The 19,731-nt window shown below is 60.9% G+C and carries 11 protein-coding genes; 7 read left to right on the top strand and 4 right to left on the bottom strand.

All coding sequences use genetic code 11. The features are described 5' to 3' along the window. The first annotated feature begins 2 nt into the window (after positions 1-2). A complete protein-coding gene (locus tag AC3A5O_RS19055) occupies positions 3-896 on the top strand; it encodes an NAD-dependent epimerase/dehydratase family protein (RefSeq protein WP_487753558.1) in 894 nt (297 codons plus the stop codon). A 153-nt stretch (positions 897-1,049) separates the two neighbouring features. On the opposite strand, the gene AC3A5O_RS19050 is transcribed toward AC3A5O_RS19055, so the two are convergent. Then, positions 1,050-2,495: a SulP family inorganic anion transporter gene (locus AC3A5O_RS19050; protein WP_305469605.1), complete on the bottom strand. Its 1,446-nt coding sequence runs from the start codon at positions 2,493-2,495 to the stop codon at positions 1,050-1,052. Between the two features lie 313 nt (positions 2,496-2,808). Between AC3A5O_RS19050 and AC3A5O_RS19045 the strand changes: the two genes are divergently transcribed. From AC3A5O_RS19045 to AC3A5O_RS19020, 6 genes are all read left to right on the top strand, one after another. Next, the gene (locus tag AC3A5O_RS19045) at positions 2,809-4,158 is read left to right on the top strand and encodes a GntT/GntP/DsdX family permease (RefSeq protein ID WP_460080332.1); all 1,350 of its coding nucleotides are present in this window, start codon (positions 2,809-2,811) and stop codon (positions 4,156-4,158) included. Positions 4,159-4,185: 27 nt separating this feature from the next. After that, positions 4,186-5,046 carry a MurR/RpiR family transcriptional regulator gene (locus tag AC3A5O_RS19040; RefSeq protein WP_122569079.1) on the top strand — a complete coding sequence of 287 codons (861 nt, stop codon included), beginning with the start codon at positions 4,186-4,188 and terminating at the stop codon, positions 5,044-5,046. A gap of 1 nt (position 5,047) precedes the next feature. Further along, entirely contained in the window at positions 5,048-6,520 is a 1,473-nt protein-coding gene (locus AC3A5O_RS19035; RefSeq protein WP_487753557.1) for an N-acyl-D-amino-acid deacylase family protein, read from the top strand. A 134-nt stretch (positions 6,521-6,654) separates the two neighbouring features. Then, entirely contained in the window at positions 6,655-7,023 is a 369-nt protein-coding gene (locus AC3A5O_RS19030; protein WP_003197565.1) for a glyoxalase superfamily protein, read from the top strand. Positions 7,024-7,104: 81 nt separating this feature from the next. Further along, positions 7,105-7,350: a FitA-like ribbon-helix-helix domain-containing protein gene (locus AC3A5O_RS19025; RefSeq protein WP_305469608.1), complete on the top strand. Its 246-nt coding sequence runs from the start codon at positions 7,105-7,107 to the stop codon at positions 7,348-7,350. Then, entirely contained in the window at positions 7,347-7,769 is a 423-nt protein-coding gene (locus AC3A5O_RS19020; RefSeq protein ID WP_305482572.1) for a type II toxin-antitoxin system VapC family toxin, read from the top strand. The genes AC3A5O_RS19025 and AC3A5O_RS19020 overlap by 4 nt, the downstream gene beginning before the upstream one ends. Positions 7,770-7,888: 119 nt before the next feature. Here the strand turns inward: AC3A5O_RS19020 and AC3A5O_RS19015 are convergent, their stop codons facing one another. From AC3A5O_RS19015 to AC3A5O_RS19005, 3 genes are read right to left on the bottom strand one after another with little or no spacing between them, the layout of a single operon-like run. Then, positions 7,889-10,699: an RHS repeat-associated core domain-containing protein gene (locus AC3A5O_RS19015; protein ID WP_354337112.1), complete on the bottom strand. Its 2,811-nt coding sequence runs from the start codon at positions 10,697-10,699 to the stop codon at positions 7,889-7,891. Further along, positions 10,696-15,183 (bottom strand): SpvB/TcaC N-terminal domain-containing protein, encoded by a 4,488-nt coding sequence (locus AC3A5O_RS19010; RefSeq protein ID WP_487753556.1) that lies wholly within the window; start codon positions 15,181-15,183, stop codon positions 10,696-10,698. The genes AC3A5O_RS19015 and AC3A5O_RS19010 overlap by 4 nt, the downstream gene beginning before the upstream one ends. Further along, a complete protein-coding gene (locus AC3A5O_RS19005; protein ID WP_487753555.1) occupies positions 15,180-19,715 on the bottom strand; it encodes a Tc toxin subunit A-related protein in 4,536 nt (1,511 codons plus the stop codon). The genes AC3A5O_RS19010 and AC3A5O_RS19005 overlap by 4 nt, the downstream gene beginning before the upstream one ends. Between the last annotated feature and the right edge of the window lie 16 nt (positions 19,716-19,731).

The raw sequence follows: 19,731 nt of genomic DNA, 5'->3' as shown, positions 1-19,731 counted from the left end.
TCATGAACGTATTCATCACCGGCGCTGCCGGTTTTATCGGCGGTTCCATTGCCACCGGCCTGGCACGCGCCGGGCATCAAGTTCGTGGTCTGGTGCGCAGCGCCGAACAGGCGAGCGAACTCACTGTGCTGGGTATCGAGCCGGTCATTGGCACCCTCGAAGACAGCCCGTTGCTCACCGAACAGGCCCGTGCCGCCGACGCCGTGATCAACGCCGCCAGCAGCGATCATCGTGGTGCGGTCGAAGCCTTGATCGAAGGCCTCAAAGGCTCGAACAAGGTGCTGTTGCACACCAGCGGTTCGAGCATCGTCGGCGATGCTTCCGGTGGTCGTCACAGCGATGTCATTTACCAGGAAGGCCATCTGCCGCCACCCACTGCCGACAAAGCGGCCCGTGTCGCCATCGACAATCTGGTCCTGGATGCCGCCCGGCAAGGCGTGAACTCGGCGGTGATCTGCAACACCTTGATCTACGGTCACAGCCTGGGGGTCAAGCGTGACAGTGTGCAGCTGCCACGTCTGCTCAAGCAGGCGCGCAAGAGTGGCGTGGTGCGGCATGTGGGGCCGGGGCAGAACATCTGGTCCAACGTGCACATCGAAGACGTGGTCGAGCTGTACAAATTGGCCCTGACCCGCAACGTACCCGGCACGTTCTATTTCGTCGAAAGCGGCGAGGCCTCGTTCATCGACATGACCACGGCCATGGCCGGTGCGCTGAAACTGGGCGAGCCGCAAGATTGGCCACTGGCCGAAGCCGAGGCCGAATGGGGTTACGAAATGGCCAACTATGGCCTGGGTTCCAACAGCCGGGTGCGAGGCACGAAGGCCCGTGAGTTGCTGGGGTGGATGCCGAAGTGGACGTCGGTGGTGGAGTGGATTCTTGATGAGATGGTGTGAGTACCCTCCAAGCTGAGGATATCCATCAGTAAAACATAGGACCTGTGGGAGCGAGCTTGCTCGCGATGGCGCCGGGTCAGTCAGTAGTGAAGTTGGCTGACCCACCGCTATCGCGAGCAAGCTCGCTCCCACAGGTTTTTGTTTGGTGTTGCTTCAGTCGTGCTGCACACCCGCGCGCTTGAGCATTTGTTTGCAACGCTCGGACAGGTGAAACACCCGCAGGTGCTTGCCGGCCTTGCTGTAGCGCTCACGCAGGGTCTTGAGCGCGGCGACGGCCGAGTAGTCGACGAAGCGCAAGTGACGGCAGTCGAGGGTCACCAGGGCCGGGTCGTTGGCCGGGTCGAACTGGTTGAGAAACGGCGTCGACGAGGCGAAGAACAGCGTGCCGTGCAGGCGATAGAGCTTGCTGCCGTCGGCTTCTTGGTGGGTGTCGGCGTACAGCTCCCGGGCCTGTTGCCAGGCGAAGTTGAGCGCCGCGATGATGATCCCGCAGAGCACGGCGACAGCCAGGTCGGTAAACACCGTGATCACCGTCACCGCGATGATGACCAGCACATCGTTGGCCGGCACTTTGTTGACCACCCGCAACGATGCCCAGGCGAAGGTCTGCTGGGACACCACGAACATCACGCCCACCAGCGCCGCCAGCGGGATGCGCTCGATCAGCGGCGACAGGAACAACACGAACAGCAACACCATCACCCCGGCCACGACGCCCGATAACCGTCCGCGTCCGCCCGAGCTGAGGTTGATCATCGTCTGGCCGATCATGGCGCAACCACCCATGCCGCCCAGCAGCCCGGAAGCCATGTTGGCCGCGCCCAATGCCACGCATTCACGGTCCGGATAACCGCGGCTCTCGGTGATTTCATCGGTCAGGTTCAGGGTCAGCAAGGTTTCCAGCAGACCGACCATCGCCATGATCACCGCATAGGGTGCGACGATCTGCAGGGTCTCCAGGTTCCAGGGAATGTCCGGCAGGGCAAAGGTCGGCAAGCCACCGGCGATGTGGGCCATGTCGCCCAGCGTTCGGGTCGGCAGGCCGAGCAGCTCGACCGCCAGGCCCACACCGAGGATGGCCACCAATGCCGGCGGCACGCTGCGGGTCAGGCGCGGCAGCAGGTAGACGATGGCCATGGTCAATGCCACCAGGCCGGCCATCAGGTACAGCGGCGGGCCGCTCAGCCAGGCCTCGCCATTCTTGAAGTGTTCCAACTGGGCCAGGGCAATGACGATCGCCAGGCCGTTGACGAAGCCGAGCATCACTGGGTGCGGCACCATGCGCACCAGCTTGCCCAGTCGCAATAACCCGAACGCCATCATGATCAGTCCGCCCAGCAGCACGGTCGCCAACAGGTACTGCACACCGTGCTGCACCACCAGCGCGACGATCACCACGGCCATCGACCCCGCCGCGCCTGACACCATCCCGGGCCGACCGCCGAACAATGCGGTCAGCGTGCAGAGGATGAACGCGCCGTACAGCCCCATCAGCGGATTGAGGTGGGCCACCAGGGCGAAGGCGATGCACTCCGGGAGCAAGGCGAAAGAGGTGGTGAGGCCGGCGAGGGTGTCGGCGCGAAGACGTGCTGATTTCATGATTTACCTGACTGGGCGCCGGTGGAGCGTCGACTGCCGGGGAGTGGTGCAAAAAAAAACAGGGGGCGATGGTACGGAATTGAGGGCTGCGCGGCCAGCCATTGTGGCGAGGGGATGAATCCCCTCGCCACAGGAGGTCAATTGCGGGATGAAAGTCCGGGGGTGAATTTTCATAGCCGCTGCTTCGCGATGTCCGTCAGCGACAAGTGTTACCTGTGCGCGAAAATTACTTTCAGTGGATTTGAAGATTCTTCGTCGAAATGATTTATGAGTTTCACAACACATCGACGTGACCCCATCCGAGGAGTAACGCATGGCACCTGCTTTCGGTTATTGGCTATTGGTCTACGCGGCCATCGCCATCATCGCGCTGATCGTTCTGATCGCCCGTTATCGGCTCAATCCATTCATCGTGATTACCCTGGTCTCCATTGGCCTGGCGCTGCTGGCCGGGATGCCGCCCTCGGGCGTGGTCGGGGCGTACGAGGCGGGTGTCGGCAAGACGCTGGGCCACATTGCGCTGGTGGTGGCCTTGGGCACGATGCTCGGCAAGATGATGGCCGAGTCCGGCGGGGCGGAGCGAATGGCCCAGACACTGATCGAACGCTTCGGCGAGCGTAACGCCCACTGGGCGATGGTGTGCATTGCCTTCCTGGTGGGCTTGCCATTGTTCTTCGAAGTCGGCTTCGTGCTGTTGGTGCCCATTGCCTTCACCATCGCCCGGCGTGTGGGGGTGTCGATCCTGATGGTGGGGCTGCCGATGGTCGCCGGGCTTTCGGTGGTCCATGCGCTGGTGCCGCCGCACCCGGCGGCGATGCTGGCGGTGCAGGCGTTCCAGGCCTCGGTGGGGCAGACCTTGCTGTACGCGATCCTGATTGGCATTCCCACCGCGATCATCGCCGGCCCGCTGTACGCCAAATTCATCGTGCCGCGCATCCAACTGCCGGCCGAGAATCCGTTGGAACGACAATTCCTCGACCGTGAGCCACGCGCCAACCTGCCGGGCTTCGGCGTGACCCTGGGGACCATTCTGCTGCCGGTGATCCTGATGCTGATCGGCGGCTGGGCCAACCTGATCTCCACGCCGGGCAGCGGTTTCAACCAGTTCCTGTTGTTCATCGGCAACTCGGTGATTGCCTTGCTGCTGGCGACCATCCTCAGCTTCTGGACTCTCGGCCTGGCCCAGGGTTTCAATCGCGAGTCGATCCTCAAGTTCACCAACGAATGCCTGGCACCGACTGCCAGCATCACCTTGCTGGTAGGCGCCGGTGGCGGTTTGAACCGGATCCTGGTGGACGCCGGGGTCACGCAACAAATCGTCGGCCTGGCCCAGGAATTCCAATTGTCGCCGCTGGTCATGGGCTGGCTGTTCGCGGCACTGATGCGCGTTGCCACGGGGTCGGCCACGGTGGCGATGACCACGGCCTCGGGCATCGTCGCGCCCGTGGCGATTGGCCTGAGTTATCCCCACCCCGAACTGCTGGTGCTAGCGACCGGCGCCGGGTCGGTTATCTTTTCCCACGTTAACGACGGCGGCTTCTGGCTGATCAAGGAATACTTCAATATGACCGTCACGCAAACCTTCAAGACCTGGACCGTGCTCGAAACGCTGATTTCCGTGGTCGCGTTCGCCTTGACCCTCGGGCTTTCGCGCTTGCTGTGAGCGCAACGCACCCCAACAGGAGTCGTCATGGACATCCTCTACCAGATCCGCTCCCGCCAGGATTCCTTCAGCGCCGGCGAAGGAAGAATCGCTCGCCTGATGCTCGAAGACGTCGGCTTTGCCGCCTCCGCCAGCCTCGATGAACTGGCCCAGCGGGCGGAAGTCAGCAGTGCCACGCTGTCGCGCTTCGCCCGTACCGTCGGCTGTCGCGACCTGCGGGACTTGCGCCTGCAACTGGCCCAGGCCAGCGGTGTCGGCAGCCGTTTCCTCGACCCGGCCGGCGCGCCGGAGCAATCGGCGTTTTATGGACAGATCGTCGGCGATATCGAGGCGACCCTGCGCCAGCATCTGTCGGCGTTCGAAGAGTCGCGGTTCGGCGATGCCGTGCGGATGATCGGCAAGGCCCGAATGATCCATGCGTTCGGCCTCGGTGGCTGGTCAGCGCTGTGCGGCGAGGAGTTGCAAGTACGGCTGGTGCGCTTCGGCTACCCGATCGCCGCCTGCCGCGACCCGGTGATGATGCGCATCACCGCCACTTCGCTGAGCGACCAGCATCTGGTCATCGCCTGTTCACTGACCGGTATCACACCGGAGCTGTTGAGCGCCGTTGAATTGGCCCGCAGCTACGGTGCGGCGATCCTGGCTATCACTCGTGCCGACTCGCCACTGGCCCAACTGGCCGACTGCGTGCTACCCCTGCAAGGCGCCGAAACCTCGTTCATCTACAAACCCACTGCGGCGCGCTACGGCATGCTGTTGGCCATCGATGTACTCGCCACCGAGCTGGCGCTGGCCCATCCCGAAGACAATCAAGAGCGCCTGCGGCGGGTCAAACTCGCCCTGGACGATTACCGCGGCGGCGACGATCACTTGCCGCTGGGAGACTGACATGCTGTACGACGCGCTTATCCGCAATGCGCTGGTCATCGATGGCCGCGACACCCCCGGCTACCACGCCGACGTTGCCATTCGCGCGGGTCGCATCGAACGCATCGGCGAGCTAGGCGATGCCCGGGCCGTGGAAGACATCGACGCCGCCGGCCGTGTGCTGGCGCCAGGCTTCATCGATGTGCACACCCACGACGACACGGTGGTCATTCGCCAACCGCAGATGCTGCCCAAGCTCAGCCAGGGTGTGACCACCGTGATCGTCGGCAACTGCGGCATCAGCGCTGCGCCGGTGAGCCTGCGGGGCGATCCGCCGGACCCGATGAACCTGCTCGGCACGGCCCAGGCGTTCGTCTACCCACGTTTTGCCGATTATCGCGGGGCGGTAGAAGCGGCTCAGCCTTCGGTCAACGTGGCCGCACTGGTCGGGCACACGGCGTTGCGCAGCAATCACATGGACGATTTGTTACGCACCGCCTCGGTGGGAGAAATCGCTGCCATGCGCCGGCAATTGCGCGAAAGCCTGGAGGCCGGTGCGCTGGGTTTGTCCACCGGCCTGGCCTACGCCAACGCGTTTTCAGCCTCCACCGACGAAGTCATGCAACTGACCGAAGAGTTGAGCGCATTCGGCGCCGTCTACACCACTCACCTGCGCAGCGAATTCGAACCGGTGCTCGAGGCCATGGACGAGGCGTTCCAGATCGGTCGACACGCGCAAAGTCCGGTGATCATTTCCCACCTCAAATGTGCAGGCGCCGGTAATTGGGGGCGTAGTCCGCAGGTGCTCGCGGCGTTGGAGCGCGCGGCGCAGACCCATCCGGTCGGCTGTGATTGCTATCCCTATGCGGCCAGCTCCTCGACCCTGGATCTCAAGCAGGTGACCGATGCCCATCGCATCACCATCACCTGGTCGACACCGCACCCGTCAATGGGCGGACGTGACCTGACCGACATCGCCCGCGAATGGGAGGTGTCGCTGTTGGACGCGGCGCAACGCCTGCAACCGGCTGGCGCGGTGTACTACGGTATGGATGAGGGCGACGTACGACGGATCCTCGCCCATCCGTTGTCCATGGTCGGCTCCGACGGTTTGCCCGAAGACCCGTTTCCCCATCCACGCTTGTGGGGCGCTTTCCCACGGGTACTGGGACATTTCAGTCGTGACGTCGGGCTTTTTCCGTTGCACACCGCCGTATACAAAATGACCGGCCTGTCGGCAGCGCGCTTTGGCCTCAAGCAGCGGGGGGAAATCCGTGAAGGCCATTGGGCGGACCTGGTGTTGTTCAATCCACACACCATCCGCGACGTGGCCGATTTCAACGAACCTCAACGGGCTGCCGAAGGGATTGATGGCGTGTGGGTCAATGGTGTCTTGAGCTATCGCGAAGGGCAGGCAAACGGGCGCCGGGAAGGGCGGTTCCTGGCGCGCGAGGGCGATCTGCGCCAGGGATTCAGGCCATCGAATAGCGTTTGATGGCGCGTTTGCGGCTGATATTGGATTAATTGGCGTCACAATAATGGCACTGCGACACTAAAGAAGCCGGGTTTAAAGCCGAAGCATTGGAGTCAACCCATCTACACTGGGTCTTTTCAGCCAGGGAGCAACCCATGAGCTTCGGTAAAACCACCCCGATCCTGCGGATCTTCGATGAAGCCAAGGCGTTGGCGTTCTACGTCGACTTTCTGGGCTTTACCGTCGACTGGCAACATCGCTTCGGTGACGATTTTCCGCTGTACCTGCAAGTCTCCCGCGGCGACTGCGTGCTGCACCTGTCCGAGCACCATGGCGATTGCACGCCGGGCTCGGCGTTGAGGATCGAGACCGATGAGCTGGAAGCCTTCCAGCAGCAATTGCTCGCCAAGCAATACCGTTACGCCCACCCACAGATCCAGGCCATGCCCTGGGGTAGCCAGGACATGGCGATCAGTGATCCGTTCGGGAATCGGTTGGTGTTTACCAATGCGATTAACGTGTGAGCCGTTGGGCATCTCCCTGGATCCTGCTAACGCAAGGTGTGTTAGCCTCAATCAATGATTTCATTGATTGCAGGGGGCATCATGGCCAGCATCACGATTCGAAACCTTGACGACCAGATCAAAGAACAACTGCGGATAGCCGCTGCCCATAATGGGCATTCGATGGAAGAAGAGGCCCGGTTGATCTTGGGGAAGGCATTGGCCTCTGTTAATCAAGCAGGAGGGCTTGGCAGCCGGATTCGTAACAGGTTCAGCGCAAGCGGTGGGGTTGAGCTCGATTTGCCTTCGCGACAGGAGAAGGCGAAGGCGGTGGATCTTTCCGAATGATCGTGCTCGATACCCATGTTCTGTCAGAGTTTATGCGGTCTGAGCCCGATGTTAGAGTGTTGGCTTGGGTCGACATGCTACCCGCGATGGATCTTGCGATTACTGCGGTGACCGTGGCAGAAATTCTCCATGGCATTGCTCGACTCCCATCCGGTAAGCGCAAACAAAAACTTGAAGCCCATGCGATGGCGATGTTCGAAGAAGACTTCGTCGGGCGAATATTTCCGTTTGACGCTCATGCCGCCGTTGAGTACGCGACGCTCGTGGCGAACTGCGAAGCAAGGGGGAGGGCGGTGTCGATGGCCGACGCGCAGATTGCCGCTATTTGCCGAGCCCATGGCACTTCGATCGCGACTCGAAATGTTCGGGATTTTGAGTTCTCCGGGATCGAGGTAATCAATCCCTGGCAGTCCGAATAATGGGTTTTATCTGACCGTTCACGCGTTTCAGGCCATACCCTGGAACCCAGGGCATGGCCGTCAATGCTCGGTTCATATACCCAATATGAACCGATCAAGTTCTGGATCAAGACGCCCGGTCAAGACGTACTACCAGAACGCAGAGCTCGATTTATTTCCGAGATGTGACGGTTGTACGACCCATAGTCTCGAGGGTTGCGACCAGTCGGGATGTTGACTTCTTCGGGGATAATGCCGCTGCAGTTGAAGCAGGCGATGAAAGGCTCCGGTTGGTCCACGCCGGCCAGTTTTTCAGTGAACAGATGCGTATCCGACAGCACCCTTTCAGCTTGACCCGGATAAAGCGCCACGATTGAGTTGAGTAGGCGGACTTCGCCATGAGCCCCAGGTCCTCCGGCATGCACGGGAATGATGCTGTTGGATTTCTCGATGTGCGTGGCGATGAGGTGCTGGGTGGGTTGCTGGAGTTCGTACAGGGTCTCGACCGTCCTGCTCAGCGTCGGTTCGAGCTTCAACACATCAGGATCTATGTCGAGTTGATGGGTCTCACTGGCTTTCGTAGCGCTGTATCGTTCGGCCAGGTCGGCCAGGTATTCAGCGGTATTGCCGATTTTGTAGCTGCCGAAAGTCAGGTAGAACCTCTCGCTTTTGGCGGAGCCGTCATAATTCTTGTCCACGCCGCGGTAATTCTTCGGACCGGATTTGGGGCCAGTGAGATTGTAGTACTCGTTGAGGCCCACATCGTTGTCCCCCTTGCGATCCAGGACTACACCATAGGAGTGAACGACCAGTCCCTTGCGTTGGGTTTTGCTGAAGTTGGGGCTGGCGCCGGGCTCGGAAGGGGCTTCTCGATGAGCCCTGGCACGTCTGTTGGCCGGTTCTTTCGCAGGCTCCTGCAGCATCGCCTGGGAACGGGCGTGGCCATCAGCGCTCATCCATTGGATGACATCGTCCTTCACCCAGCCCTGGTGGTCGACGAACCTGAGGGGGTTGTTCCCCACCATGCCATACAGGTTCAACCCATCGATCGTTCCCGCCGGGTCGGGGCTGATCCAGCGCTGCAACCACGGTGCGTAATAGCGCTGCCCGTAATAATACAAGCCGCTGGCATCACGTTCCTTGCCGGAGTAGCGAAGGGTTCGGTAGTCAGCCTCCACGACCGAACGCGACGCCGCCCACGCGGTGGCCCCATAAGGCAGGTAGCTTTCCTGGCTGATCAGGTCGCCCTGATCGTCCAGTTCCAGTGCGCTTGAGCCCAGGTGGTCGCTGAAGCTGTAGCGCAATGGATTGGCCGCGATGGCGGACGGTCGGCCTTGCGTCCAGTGCAGATAACGTACAGTGCAGCGCCCCGCTTGCAGGGTAATGACTTCCAGGCGTTCGTTATCTCGCGTGCGAATTTCAAGGCCTGGCAGATAGCGGACCTCCCGAGTGTGCACTCGCGTTGCGCCCTGAGTGGTCTGGAGCTTGCGCACGCGTTGGCCGCTGCTGTCGTAGCGATAGCGCTCGATGTCATCGGACGCGTTTTCACGCCGTACCAACACCACGCTGTCGAGCTGATTACGCAGGTTCCAGGTCAGCGCCTGGCCCGGGGCTAGCGCCTGCTGGTTGCCGTTGGCATCGAAGTCCACTGTTTGGTCGGGCGTCGAGTGGCCTTTGTTCCAGGCGCGCAAGCGATTGCTCACGGCGGCCACGTCCAATGTCCGGGTGTAGTGATTGCCGTCGCGACGATGACGCAGTTCGATCAGGTTGCCGCCAGCATCGTATTCGTAGTGTTCGGTGAAATTGAACAACTGGCCGGGGTCGATGGGTAGTTTGCCGAGGGCTGGAAGGTCCGGGGGGCTGGTCAATCCGGCAGCCTCGCGGCCCGTCGCGCTGATCAATTGATAAAGGCTGTCGTAGGTGAATGTGCTGGACGCTTCGACCCGTTGGTTGCTGCCGAACTGCACCGGTTGGGCCTTGTCCTCAATGTGCGTCACGTTACCCACCGGGTCGCAGGTGTAGTGCAGATCCTGCAAGGTCTTGGCCGACCGCGATGTGCGCAGGGCGGTCAATCTACCGTTGGCCGGATCGTACACGGCGCGACTGACGACACCGTTGCCGGCCGTCTGGGACTCGATCTGGCCGGACGCGTTGTAGACGAGATCGCTCACGATGACTTTTTCGGTCGCCGTGTTTCTTATCTGCAGGCCCATGGACTTGAGCTGACCCGCGACATCGAACGAGTAGCGCTGCTGGTGCTGGGCGGCATCGGTCTGCTGGATAAGCTCGGCGAGGGCATCGTAGCGCCAGCTCGTGGTGTAGCCGTCGCCCGGTTCCAGCAAGCGGTCGCGGTCTTTCTCTTGCGCTGGCCAGTCGGGTCGTTCGGTGGCGGCCAGCAGATGCCGGGTCTGGCTCAGAGGCTTGGCGCAAAGCCCATAGTCATGGACCAGCAGAGTGCCGGCGCTGTCGTCGTGGCGGATCAGCGCGCCGCACCGGTTGTGCACTGCGGATTCCGGCGAACTGTCGCCGTAGTGCAGGCATTCGACCCTGCGTGGCACGTCGCCTGCCCCTTGCTCATGGACGGCGGTCATGCGCAGTTGCGTGTCGTAGGTGGTCCGCCAATAGGTGCCTCGCTGATCCCAGCAGTGCAATACCTGACCGGCATCGCCAGGCAGGTACAGGCGCCACCCGGCATCGATGCTGTCGAGCAACAGCGTCTTGCCGGACAAACTGTAGACCGTCTGTAGGTTCGCCCCGCCCGTCGCCTTGGCGAACAGCCGAGGGTCGCGCTGCGCCACTTGTCGTCCCGCCACATCGTAGTCTTGCTGGGCAATGCGCGCCTGGACGGGTTCCTGGGCGTCGCGCCGGTAGTAAGCGATTTGCCGCACGGGCAGGCCTCGGCCGTCGACGGCGTTGATCGAGGGGGTCTTGTGATGAAGGCGTGGGTTCATGCGCCACCTCCGGCCGTGGCGGCGTGTTCGGACATGACTTCTTGCAGCGTGTCATTTTCGTCCTCGTCCACGCTGTACCAGGGATGGCGGGTGTGGCGACGCATGTAGCAGAGGCCGGCTTGCCGGGCCAGACGCGTGAGGGTGGGGCGCCCGAGGGCGTCGTAGAACTGCCGGTCGTAATGGCCGAATTGCCGCAAGGACACATCGTTGATACGGCGATGCTGATCGGCGAAATAAGGACGGTAGATGCGCACCGCCAAACCCTTGCTGTTGTATTCCACCCGTTCGCTGACCCGCCAGCGCCTTGCGGCGACCTGCTCCTTGGGCGCTCCATCCGTCAACGTCAGATCACCCTTTGCATCGACGACGTAAGCCAGGCCCGGTTCGACGAGTTGCTTGCTTTGCAGAGTTCGCCCGAAGCCATCGAAGCAGGTGACGGCGATGCGGATTTGTTTTTGGTCGTCATCGGGGTCGCGGTCGGCGACCAGTGTGGCGATGTGCACGGGCTCACGCGGCGCGGCCTCGAGTTCGTTCTTCAGCTTGAGGTCATCGGCCGAGAGTGTCTGAAGCTCCGCTAGCCGGACTCGAGCCGACGCGCAGATATGCCCGGTGGGGAGCAGGTCGCCATTGCTCACGCAGCGCGCCAGCCAGTCGGTGTCCGCCAGGGCTGCCTTCGATACGCAACCCATCCAGCTGAAGGGCGCGTAATAAAGCGCCGTGGCCGCGTCCTGCAACGCGTCCCGGCTTTGGCTGATGGCCGCTGTCGGGCTGTTGAATGCTGGCTGTTTGAACTGCGCGAGCGGTTTGAAACCCCTGCGCGTATGTTGCTCGTCGCCATAAAAAGAGGTGGCCAATACTTGGCCAAAAGCATCGAACAGGCCTTCCTGCACATTGCCGTTGGGGTCGGTGATGCGTCGGGGCTGGAGCGAGCGGTAATCGTAGGTCGCCGCGGTGGCACAGCCATCAGGCTGTTGGAACCGGGTGATCACACAGTGATGAAGGTCGTGGCTGATCTCGATTACGCCGTGGCTTTCGCTCGGTTGTAGGGTGCGAATTTTGTAGAACCCGTCCCGTGGGGCATAAGTGGCGAAGCCGCTTTTGACGGACCAGAGTCGTACGGGGCGGCTGCTCTCGGGAAGAAAATCGGCCATGCGGTGATAGTGATTGCGTTCGAGCATTTTTCCCTTGGGGCGCGTTTCCTGGGGCAGCAGCCGGAAGGCCTTGAGGGCGGTTTCGTCCAGCTCGGCGGTTTCCAGATGGTCGGTCAGGGCCTGGAAGTCTGCGACGCCATCCGCCAGGGTGGCTGCGCTCGAAGCGCCTTTGTAGCGTTGCACGGTCAGGCCGGTGAGCACGCTCTGGTCCGTCCAGGTCGTTTGCTCCGCACGTTCGCTGAGGGTTTCGCACGTTATCTCTTGCGGCGCCAGCCCGTCGGCTTCGGGAGCCTTGGGGCAGCGCAACGCCTGGGTGCGCTGGCGATAAGGCAGGCCCAATCGCCACCCTTGGGGCGTTTGCAGGTGGATGAACTCGGCCCGGGTTTCGTTCAGGTAATAAAACTGCTGCGCCGGATCATGCGCATCGCGCCACCATCGTTGTAAGTCAACGTCGCTGAACGGTGGCGTATCGTCGGCGGTTTTCCTGCGGGCGTAATGGATGTCCAGGCGGTGAACGAGGGCGCCGTACAGGTCGTGTTGCAGGTTCAAGGTGTGCTGGCACTGCGGGTCATCGGCGGTGCCTTCGTATTGATACGTGATGGATTCCAGCGGCAGCGGTAGCATCCGGGCGTAGGACTGATTGCCGTCGGGCGCTTGCAGCAGGCGTACGCGATAGCGGTGTTCCTGGACCGAGTACAGGGTCCGGGTTTTCCGGCGCCTGTCGACCCCGAATGTCTCGCTTCGCAGCACCTGCCCACTCAACGCGCGGGCCATTTCAATGTGGGTGGCTGCGGTTGGCACGGACACGGGGATGTCGCGCCCGGTCTCCTCTTGGTATTGGCAAAGCAGTGCCTTGCCCAGCGCCACGGCTTGCGGGTCGTCGTGGTTGTAGCCGATACGGGGCATGTCCGCCGTTTGCCCGGTGTGAAACCAGGTCTTCTTCAGGCTAGGCATCGTGAAACCCTGGGAATCGGCATCGTCGGGGGTGGTTTCATTGTCGGTTTCCAGCAACAGGCCGAAGCCGCGAAACTCGCGCTCGGCACCGTCGTAGTAGCCTTGGCGATAGGCAAACTTGCGGGTTAATCGATTGCCGGTGATGTCATCCACCCGGGTCTGGTTCGAAACCAGATGCAGCGCCATGGGGACATGACAGATCGCAGGCGTGCCAGCCTTGTTATGGGCGGCTTTTTCATCCAGCCATTCCTGCGCCGAGCTGCGGTAGCGGATGGTTTCGCTGGCGCCCATGTTGTTGTGGGTGCCGGTGAGCAGATACGGTTTCGCCTCGACGAAATCGTAGCGCCAGTGTTGCGGTGTGATGTGCGGCACGCTCAGGATCAGGCTGGAGCAGCCGAGCCCTTGCAGGTCGGCGACGCTCACCTGGCATAAATTGTCGTAACGCAGCCCGGGGGGCCAGGGCAGGGCGATCGCGGGGCGAAAACGCTGGCCGCAACGGTTCATGAAGATCAGTGCCTGGTCGGCTTGCAGATAGATCAGATCGACGGCGCCGGAGCCATCCAGATCCGCCAGGCGGATGCGCGAGGCATCGAAGGTTTCGTAGGCCAGCCCGGGAAAGTCCAACACGATGCCCTTGCCAAACCGCCCGTGGCCCAGGTTTGGCCAGCACCGCACTTCGTTGTGACGAATGCGCACCAAGTGTTGCTGGCCGCTGCCCAGCACATCGCTGAACGCCACCAGTTCGCCGGGCTTGGCGCTGAACACCGCCAGGGTATCTTCATGCTCGTCGCGGGCGACTTGCAGTGGGGTGGCAAAACCGTGCTCTCGCTGGTTGATATACAGGCGAACGCTGCGCGGGCCGATCAATACCAGGTCAGTAAGCCCTTCTCCCGACAGGTCGGCCAATTGCCCGTGTGGGCTGAAAAATTCTGCCGGAAACGCGTTGAATGTGGCGAAATCCGACCAGCTTCGATCGGCGCCAAGGGAGAAAAAACCGCTCAGCCCCGGTTGGGCCACGAGCCAGTCCAAGCGGCCGTCTCCGGTGAGGTCGCTCAATGACTGGCGCACCGGTTTTGTAAGGTCGGCAACCGGGATGGCGGGCAGTGTTCGCCACGGCGCGTAAGCCACGTTGTCGCCTTTGGCCTTGGCCCGCACGGGTTCGCGATAATGCCAACCCCCGTCACCTTGATAGAGCACGCCCGGCAGGCCCTCACCGTACAAGTCCACCAGTTGATAACGTTGACCATCGTCGAGCCCCGGCATGTCTGCAAAACGTTGCCAGGCGTGGGGCTCCAACCGGAGTTTGAATTCGCTGTAGCTGAATTCGATGGGCGGCCGGCTATCGACGGTAGCCGAGTCGCCAAAAGCTTGATCATGGGCGGCGCTCAGTTGGTGATAACCCAGGGATGCCTGGCGATAATCGAGCAACAGGCGGCGCACCAGGACGGGGGCTGCTCCCAGTTCCTCGGGAAAACGGTGAAACATCAGGACCTGGCGGCACAGGCGTTCGGTGCGCAGTTCAAAACCGTAGGCGAAGCTGGAAAAACCATCGCTGCGGGTTGCCCACTGCTGACCTTCGTACGGCGGTTTCTGTTCGTAGGCCGTGGTCCGTTCGCCATAGTCGAAGACCAATTCGAAGTGCCATTGCACAGAGGCGAGCCGGTCTGTTTTCCATGAGTACAAGTGCGGATCGGCCTTGAAATTGCCATAGCTCACTTGGCTCAAATAGCGCTGGGCCGTTGTGTCGGCCTTGTACTGGTAGAGGATGTGTTCGCCGTAAGCGTTCAGGCTTTCCTCCAGCAGCCATTCGCCGACACGGTTTTTGTCCAGAGGATCAGCTCGGCGGGAGGCGGGGTTCTTTCCGAACAGGTGCAGGCTGCCATCGGCGCCGTGCACCAGCCAGAAGCCCGGTTTGTCGTCGGGAGGGGACCAATGTTCGATGCGGTCGAAGCTGCTTTCGATTCGAGGAAAATACCGCGTGACGTTGTAGGTCGTTTCCAGGTCCAGATCGTTGTATTGATCGATGCGGGTTGCGGCGATGATGCCTTGCCGATCACGCTCGGGCAACCAGACCACCCCGCTGGGACCGATGATTTCGTCAGCCTCGGTATAGGCCGGCACGCCCTTGCTGGTGCGGCGCGCCACGCTGGGCAGCGACAACCCCCAACCGATGCCGAACACACCGTTGCCGAGGGAGTTGGCATAGTTCAGGGACAAGGGCGGAGCAAAGCCGCGCCCCGGTGAAATCGGCAGGGCAATTTCGTAGGACGCCGTACCGTGGGCACCGATGGCGGCCCAGCCTTTGCCGATACTTTGAATGGCGCCACCGCCCTTGGGTAATGACGGCGCGGTGACGGGCAAGAGCGGTTGCTCGGTCATTGCGCACCTCCGCCGACCCTGGCCGTATAGCTCACATGGACGATGACGTCGGTCAGTGAGTCAAGCAGGTCTTTTTGTGCTTCGGGGTTCGGGAAGGTCAGTTGCCACTTGGAAATGGCGCCGGTGTATTCGAACGGCAGGTAGCGGTCATCGTTGAAATTCAGCGTGAACAGGCCGTTGTCATCGACGCCCGTCGACAGGGCAATCTGCTGGTTGGCGCGTCGGCTCTCCAGGGCTCTGCCACCGTCACCGGGCGAGAGAAACACCTTGCTGGCGGTCTGGGTCAGTGTGGCTCGAATGTTTTCATAAGGGCCGATGACCGCCGGCAAAGATACGCTGATGGTCTTGATCCGTCGCAGGTAGTGCTGCTGATCCTTATAGTCGTCTTCGAACAATTGCTGGGTCAGTTCGAATTCGTAGGTGCCTTTCTTCAAGTCGGCGTGGATGTGCGGCCACTCTTTGTTGATGCTGGTCGGGATTTGGCGCTTGAGCTCACGCAGCGACACTGTTTTGCGTATCTCCAGCTCCCGCTCATGGCGCCGCAGGTATTCGGCGTGCATCTTCAACAGGTTCATCTTCAGCAGCTCGCCGGCGCCCAGCCCACGATAGGTCGCATGCCAGGCGCCGGGTTGGATGAAGCGCGTGTCGAAGTTGGCGACTTCATACTGCCAACAGGCTTCGGCCGCCAGGCACAGCGCCAGTGTGGCGTCGTAGGCCTGACGATAGAGCGCGGCAAATTGGCTGTTCAGCCATTGGTACAGCTGTGCCTTGGTGAAGCGCTTGCTGAGAAAGTCGTAATTGGCCTTGGCTTGGCTCAGGGTGGATTCGGCCAGGCGCAGTTGCAGGCGAGTGGCGGTTTCCTGTTCGGTGAACTGCGCCAGCTGTGCGTCGATCTGGGCCAGTTCGAGTTGTGCCTGATCCCATGCGTGATGCCATTCGTCCCGGCGGCGATCGAATGCGGCCTGACGGTCGAGTTGGGCCGCTACCGTGCGGCTTATGATCGCGGCGCTATGGGCGGCCGCAGAGGCTGCGAGCGCCGGCCCCTCCCAACGGCTGCCGCCTATGCAGAACCCCGCAACGTTCGGAGCCATCATCAGCCCCGCTGCCGCGACTTGGAAGGCCATCGCTCCGGCCTCCGCGGTGCCGCTGGCCACGTATAAATAACTGACCTCTGTTTCGGCATGACTAAGATCATCGTCCAGCAGTTTTTTGTAATGGGTGATGCGGTTTTGAACAGTGGCCTGGCTGGCCAGCAGCGCCTGGCGGTTCTGACGGTCGATGTTCAAGGCCTGACGTTGCAGGTCCAGCGCGATTTTCGCCAGGTCCCAGGCTTGCTGTTGTTGCAGCTCCTGCAACTGCGCCTGTTCCTTGCGCTCGATCAGTGACAGCAACGTGGCACCGAACTGAATGATGCTTTCGACGGCGTTCTGAGCCTGGCTGTGCATGACGGTGAAGCGATAGTGGGGGATTTGAACCGCCGACAAGTGGGCCGTGGCGCCGGCCGGGGTGTTCGGGGCACTGGCGCTGGTCAAGGCGCGAGGGTCCAGCGGCGCAGCGAAGACAGGCAAATGCAGAGGCTTTCCGGCGATATCGAGGTTATGCCGCAGGTTGTGCAGGCGACTTTCGGCGACGTCCCAGCACTTGAGCAATTGCGGATTGAATGGCACGCGCAGATACGGGTTATCGATTGCCGTCAGGGCCGCTTGCGATCGGCCTTCCTGCGCAAGCGACGGCGAGCTGACGGTGGGCAGGGGCAGCCGGTTTTCAAAGCGGCGCAGGTCGTCATTGTTGGTGGTGCTCAATCCATGAAGGCTGACGGCCGTCCAGTGATCGGCCGGTTGAACGACCGGGCGTGGCCCTAGCAAGTCCAGGGTCCGGACGTACCAAAGCTTGGCTTCGCTGAGGCTGTCAGGCGTCAGCGCGCGGTACGCGGCGTCGCCTCGGTTGGTCAGGATGTCGAGGTACAGGAAGTACAGCGCCTTGCGAAAGTGCACGGGATGACTGCGGGCAATCTGATAGGGGTCATGGGGCGCCTGGTGGGAATACGACAGCGTGTCACCGTCGAGCAGCGGGACGCTTCGCCAACATTCGGCTTTCCTGCGGCCCGGGTCGAAGACATAGCGCAGCCAGTGTTCTGCTTCCTCGTAGCGATGCTCGGCGTTCAAGCGATGTGCGACCAGCCAGGGCACGTAGAGAAACAGTTCGGTGAAGTAACGGCCGTAGGGGCCATGAAAGTCCATCCGGTTGCTTGGATCACCGGGCAGGGCAGGTTCCGGCAGGTGTTGAGTGGTCCAGTCAAACAATTCATCCAGGCTGTTTTCGGTGCGCCGGATCAGTTCGGCGGCGAATACGGTGTTCAGCCTGATGGGTTGGCGTTCTTGGCTTTTGCCGTCGCTGTGCTTGATGGTGGAATGGGCGAAGTCGATGAATTGGGTCGTGCCCAGGTTGGGGGTCGGTGCGGCGGTGATCTTCGGTGGTTGGAGGACCGTAGGTGCCAGGCTCAGTTTGATCGCTTTGAGCGCGAAGGAAATTGTTTGATACGGTCTGTCAGGGTTGACCAGCGCGACGCCATACAACAAAGCCTCGCCGTCCTCATTGTCTTCAACCCGCAAGAGGTACTCATAGCGACTGGGCAACTGTTTTACCAAGGAAGACTCGGCTACAGCCTCCAGTTTGTCATAGGTTAACGAGTTGTCTTCTATTCCGGCGGGTTGGCGAAAAATTACATATTTTCGATAGAGCAATGCTTCTTTGTAGAAAAAGGCAGTCCGGGACCCGCTGCGTTGGAAAGGGGTCTGAAGCGCCAAAGTAACCTTTCCACGAGAGGTGCTGGAGTCGCGCTCATTGTAGGTGTTGATCAAGTGGCGTACTGCCGCCACTGAGATCAGTTTTCCAGCCAGACTTGCCGTGGCTGACGTCGTGAAACCAGGTGAATCCTGACTGTCCCGGATCACGTTGTTCAGGTTATCGATGGAGTACTGGAAAACTAGACCGGCGGGATCTGCGACATCCAGATAGAAAATTTCGGACTCGTCGCGCAGTTTTAGATAGGAAGAGGAGGGCAGGGTTTCGTCGAGCGGTGGCAGAACCAGCTTAAGTCGACCTGAAAACGAGATGCGAATTTCACTCACGGCAGGGGGGAGAAACGTATCGTCGGCATGAACGACTAGCGTGTGTGGCGAGTCGATGGGTTTGAGAACAGTCCCAGCCAGATAATCATCGAAATTCGAAAGTGTATTGATGATCTTTTTGGGGCGTGGAATTGGAGAACCCTCAATTTCCTGGAACGCCAATCTGCTTTGAAAACGCTGGGTGTAAGGTTCGATGAGCGTCGTATCAAGGAGAGCGTGTTCCAGTTCTTTTGGTTTTTCGTCTTCCGCCTGTTTGATCGTCGTTGAACGGTCAGGCTCATGGGAAAGATTTTTGTCGATGTAGGTTGTTCTAATAAAACTGAAGGCAATGGCCGGCGCGGACGCCGAGCCGGCTCTGGGCTTTCGTGCACATAAGGCCAGATACAGTGAGTCTTGCGAGCCCTTGCGGTGCTGCATCGCAACGGAACCTATCAACGGCCTGATCGCCTCCAGGCTCTGGCTGGCAAGCGTTTTGTCCTCGCAATACCCTTGCAGGCCCACTCGTGGCGTACTCCACATGCCATCCTGTTTTTTGAAGCAATAGCTCAAGCGCAGTAGCGGATGATTCACACGGGGTGCCATGGCGTCGGCCTTCGAAGGCGCGCTGGAGGCCGACTGATCCTGATGGATGCATTCTGCCCAGACAACGAACAGGCGATTGTTGAACCAGACGGGACGAATCGAGTGTTCGACCGCGCTTTCGGGGATGGGCACATCGGCTTTTTCCCAGTCCGACCAGGCGTATGGATCCGGCTGATCCTGCTTGGAGGGGGGCGGTAAGGTACTGTCCAGCGGACGTTGCGCCATGTTCAGCGAGCGCCAGAAGTAAGTGTTTTCGGTGCGGGATTTAGCGATGAGGTAGTAGGTGCTGTTGGCAAAGTCCTCGCCATCGATATAGCCGTTGAGAATCGTCAGGTTGGCCACTTCTTCGAATCGGGCCAGGTAGGCCAGGACCGCCGATTGCACCGCGTCGGGTTGAATCCGGTTCTGGGTGAGGGTGTTTTCCAGTTGCTGGAAGTTATCGCTGCTGTTGGCCCTCAGCACCGGGTCCAGGTAAGTCGCGGGGAAATAAAGCAGCTTTTGGTGGGCGGCCCAGGTGGGGTACTGATGCATTTCGTTGCGCCACGTCTGCCGGTGTTCGGCGGTGAAATCCTCCGGGTCGTAGCCGGGCTCCAGGTTCATCAGGATACGGTTGATGTATTGCTGCAGACTGGCAATCGCACAGGCGACCGGTGTGGTGGGCACATCCTGGCTGACCAGCACATCGAGCAGCCAGTACTCATAGAGGTCATGGGCGTTCTTGAGGGGCGTGGCATTGGCGGGGGCGACGTCGTTCAAGTAAAGCGCCAACAGTGCGTCGCGCAGGCGTTCATCGAGCTGCTTTTTTATGGCATCGGTCATGTATTCAATCCTTGAA

This window comes from Pseudomonas sp. Soil_N_39, assembly GCF_057655955.1.
The sequence above is the reverse complement of the archived record's forward strand: the minus strand, read 5'-3'. Positions and strand labels throughout refer to the sequence as shown.

Coding starts and splice junctions, on each gene's coding strand:
- AC3A5O_RS19020 (WP_305482572.1), top strand. CDS start 7,347: ATGATCGTGCTCGATACCCATGTTCTGTCAGAGTTTATGCGGTCTGAG.
- AC3A5O_RS19005 (WP_487753555.1), bottom strand. CDS start 19,715: ATGACCGATGCCATAAAAAAGCAGCTCGATGAACGCCTGCGCGACGCA.
- AC3A5O_RS19025 (WP_305469608.1), top strand. CDS start 7,105: ATGGCCAGCATCACGATTCGAAACCTTGACGACCAGATCAAAGAACAA.
- AC3A5O_RS19030 (WP_003197565.1), top strand. CDS start 6,655: ATGAGCTTCGGTAAAACCACCCCGATCCTGCGGATCTTCGATGAAGCC.
- AC3A5O_RS19010 (WP_487753556.1), bottom strand. CDS start 15,183: ATGACCGAGCAACCGCTCTTGCCCGTCACCGCGCCGTCATTACCCAAG.
- AC3A5O_RS19040 (WP_122569079.1), top strand. CDS start 4,186: ATGGACATCCTCTACCAGATCCGCTCCCGCCAGGATTCCTTCAGCGCC.
- AC3A5O_RS19035 (WP_487753557.1), top strand. CDS start 5,048: ATGCTGTACGACGCGCTTATCCGCAATGCGCTGGTCATCGATGGCCGC.
- AC3A5O_RS19050 (WP_305469605.1), bottom strand. CDS start 2,495: ATGAAATCAGCACGTCTTCGCGCCGACACCCTCGCCGGCCTCACCACC.
- AC3A5O_RS19055 (WP_487753558.1), top strand. CDS start 3: ATGAACGTATTCATCACCGGCGCTGCCGGTTTTATCGGCGGTTCCATT.
- AC3A5O_RS19045 (WP_460080332.1), top strand. CDS start 2,809: ATGGCACCTGCTTTCGGTTATTGGCTATTGGTCTACGCGGCCATCGCC.
- AC3A5O_RS19015 (WP_354337112.1), bottom strand. CDS start 10,699: ATGAACCCACGCCTTCATCACAAGACCCCCTCGATCAACGCCGTCGAC.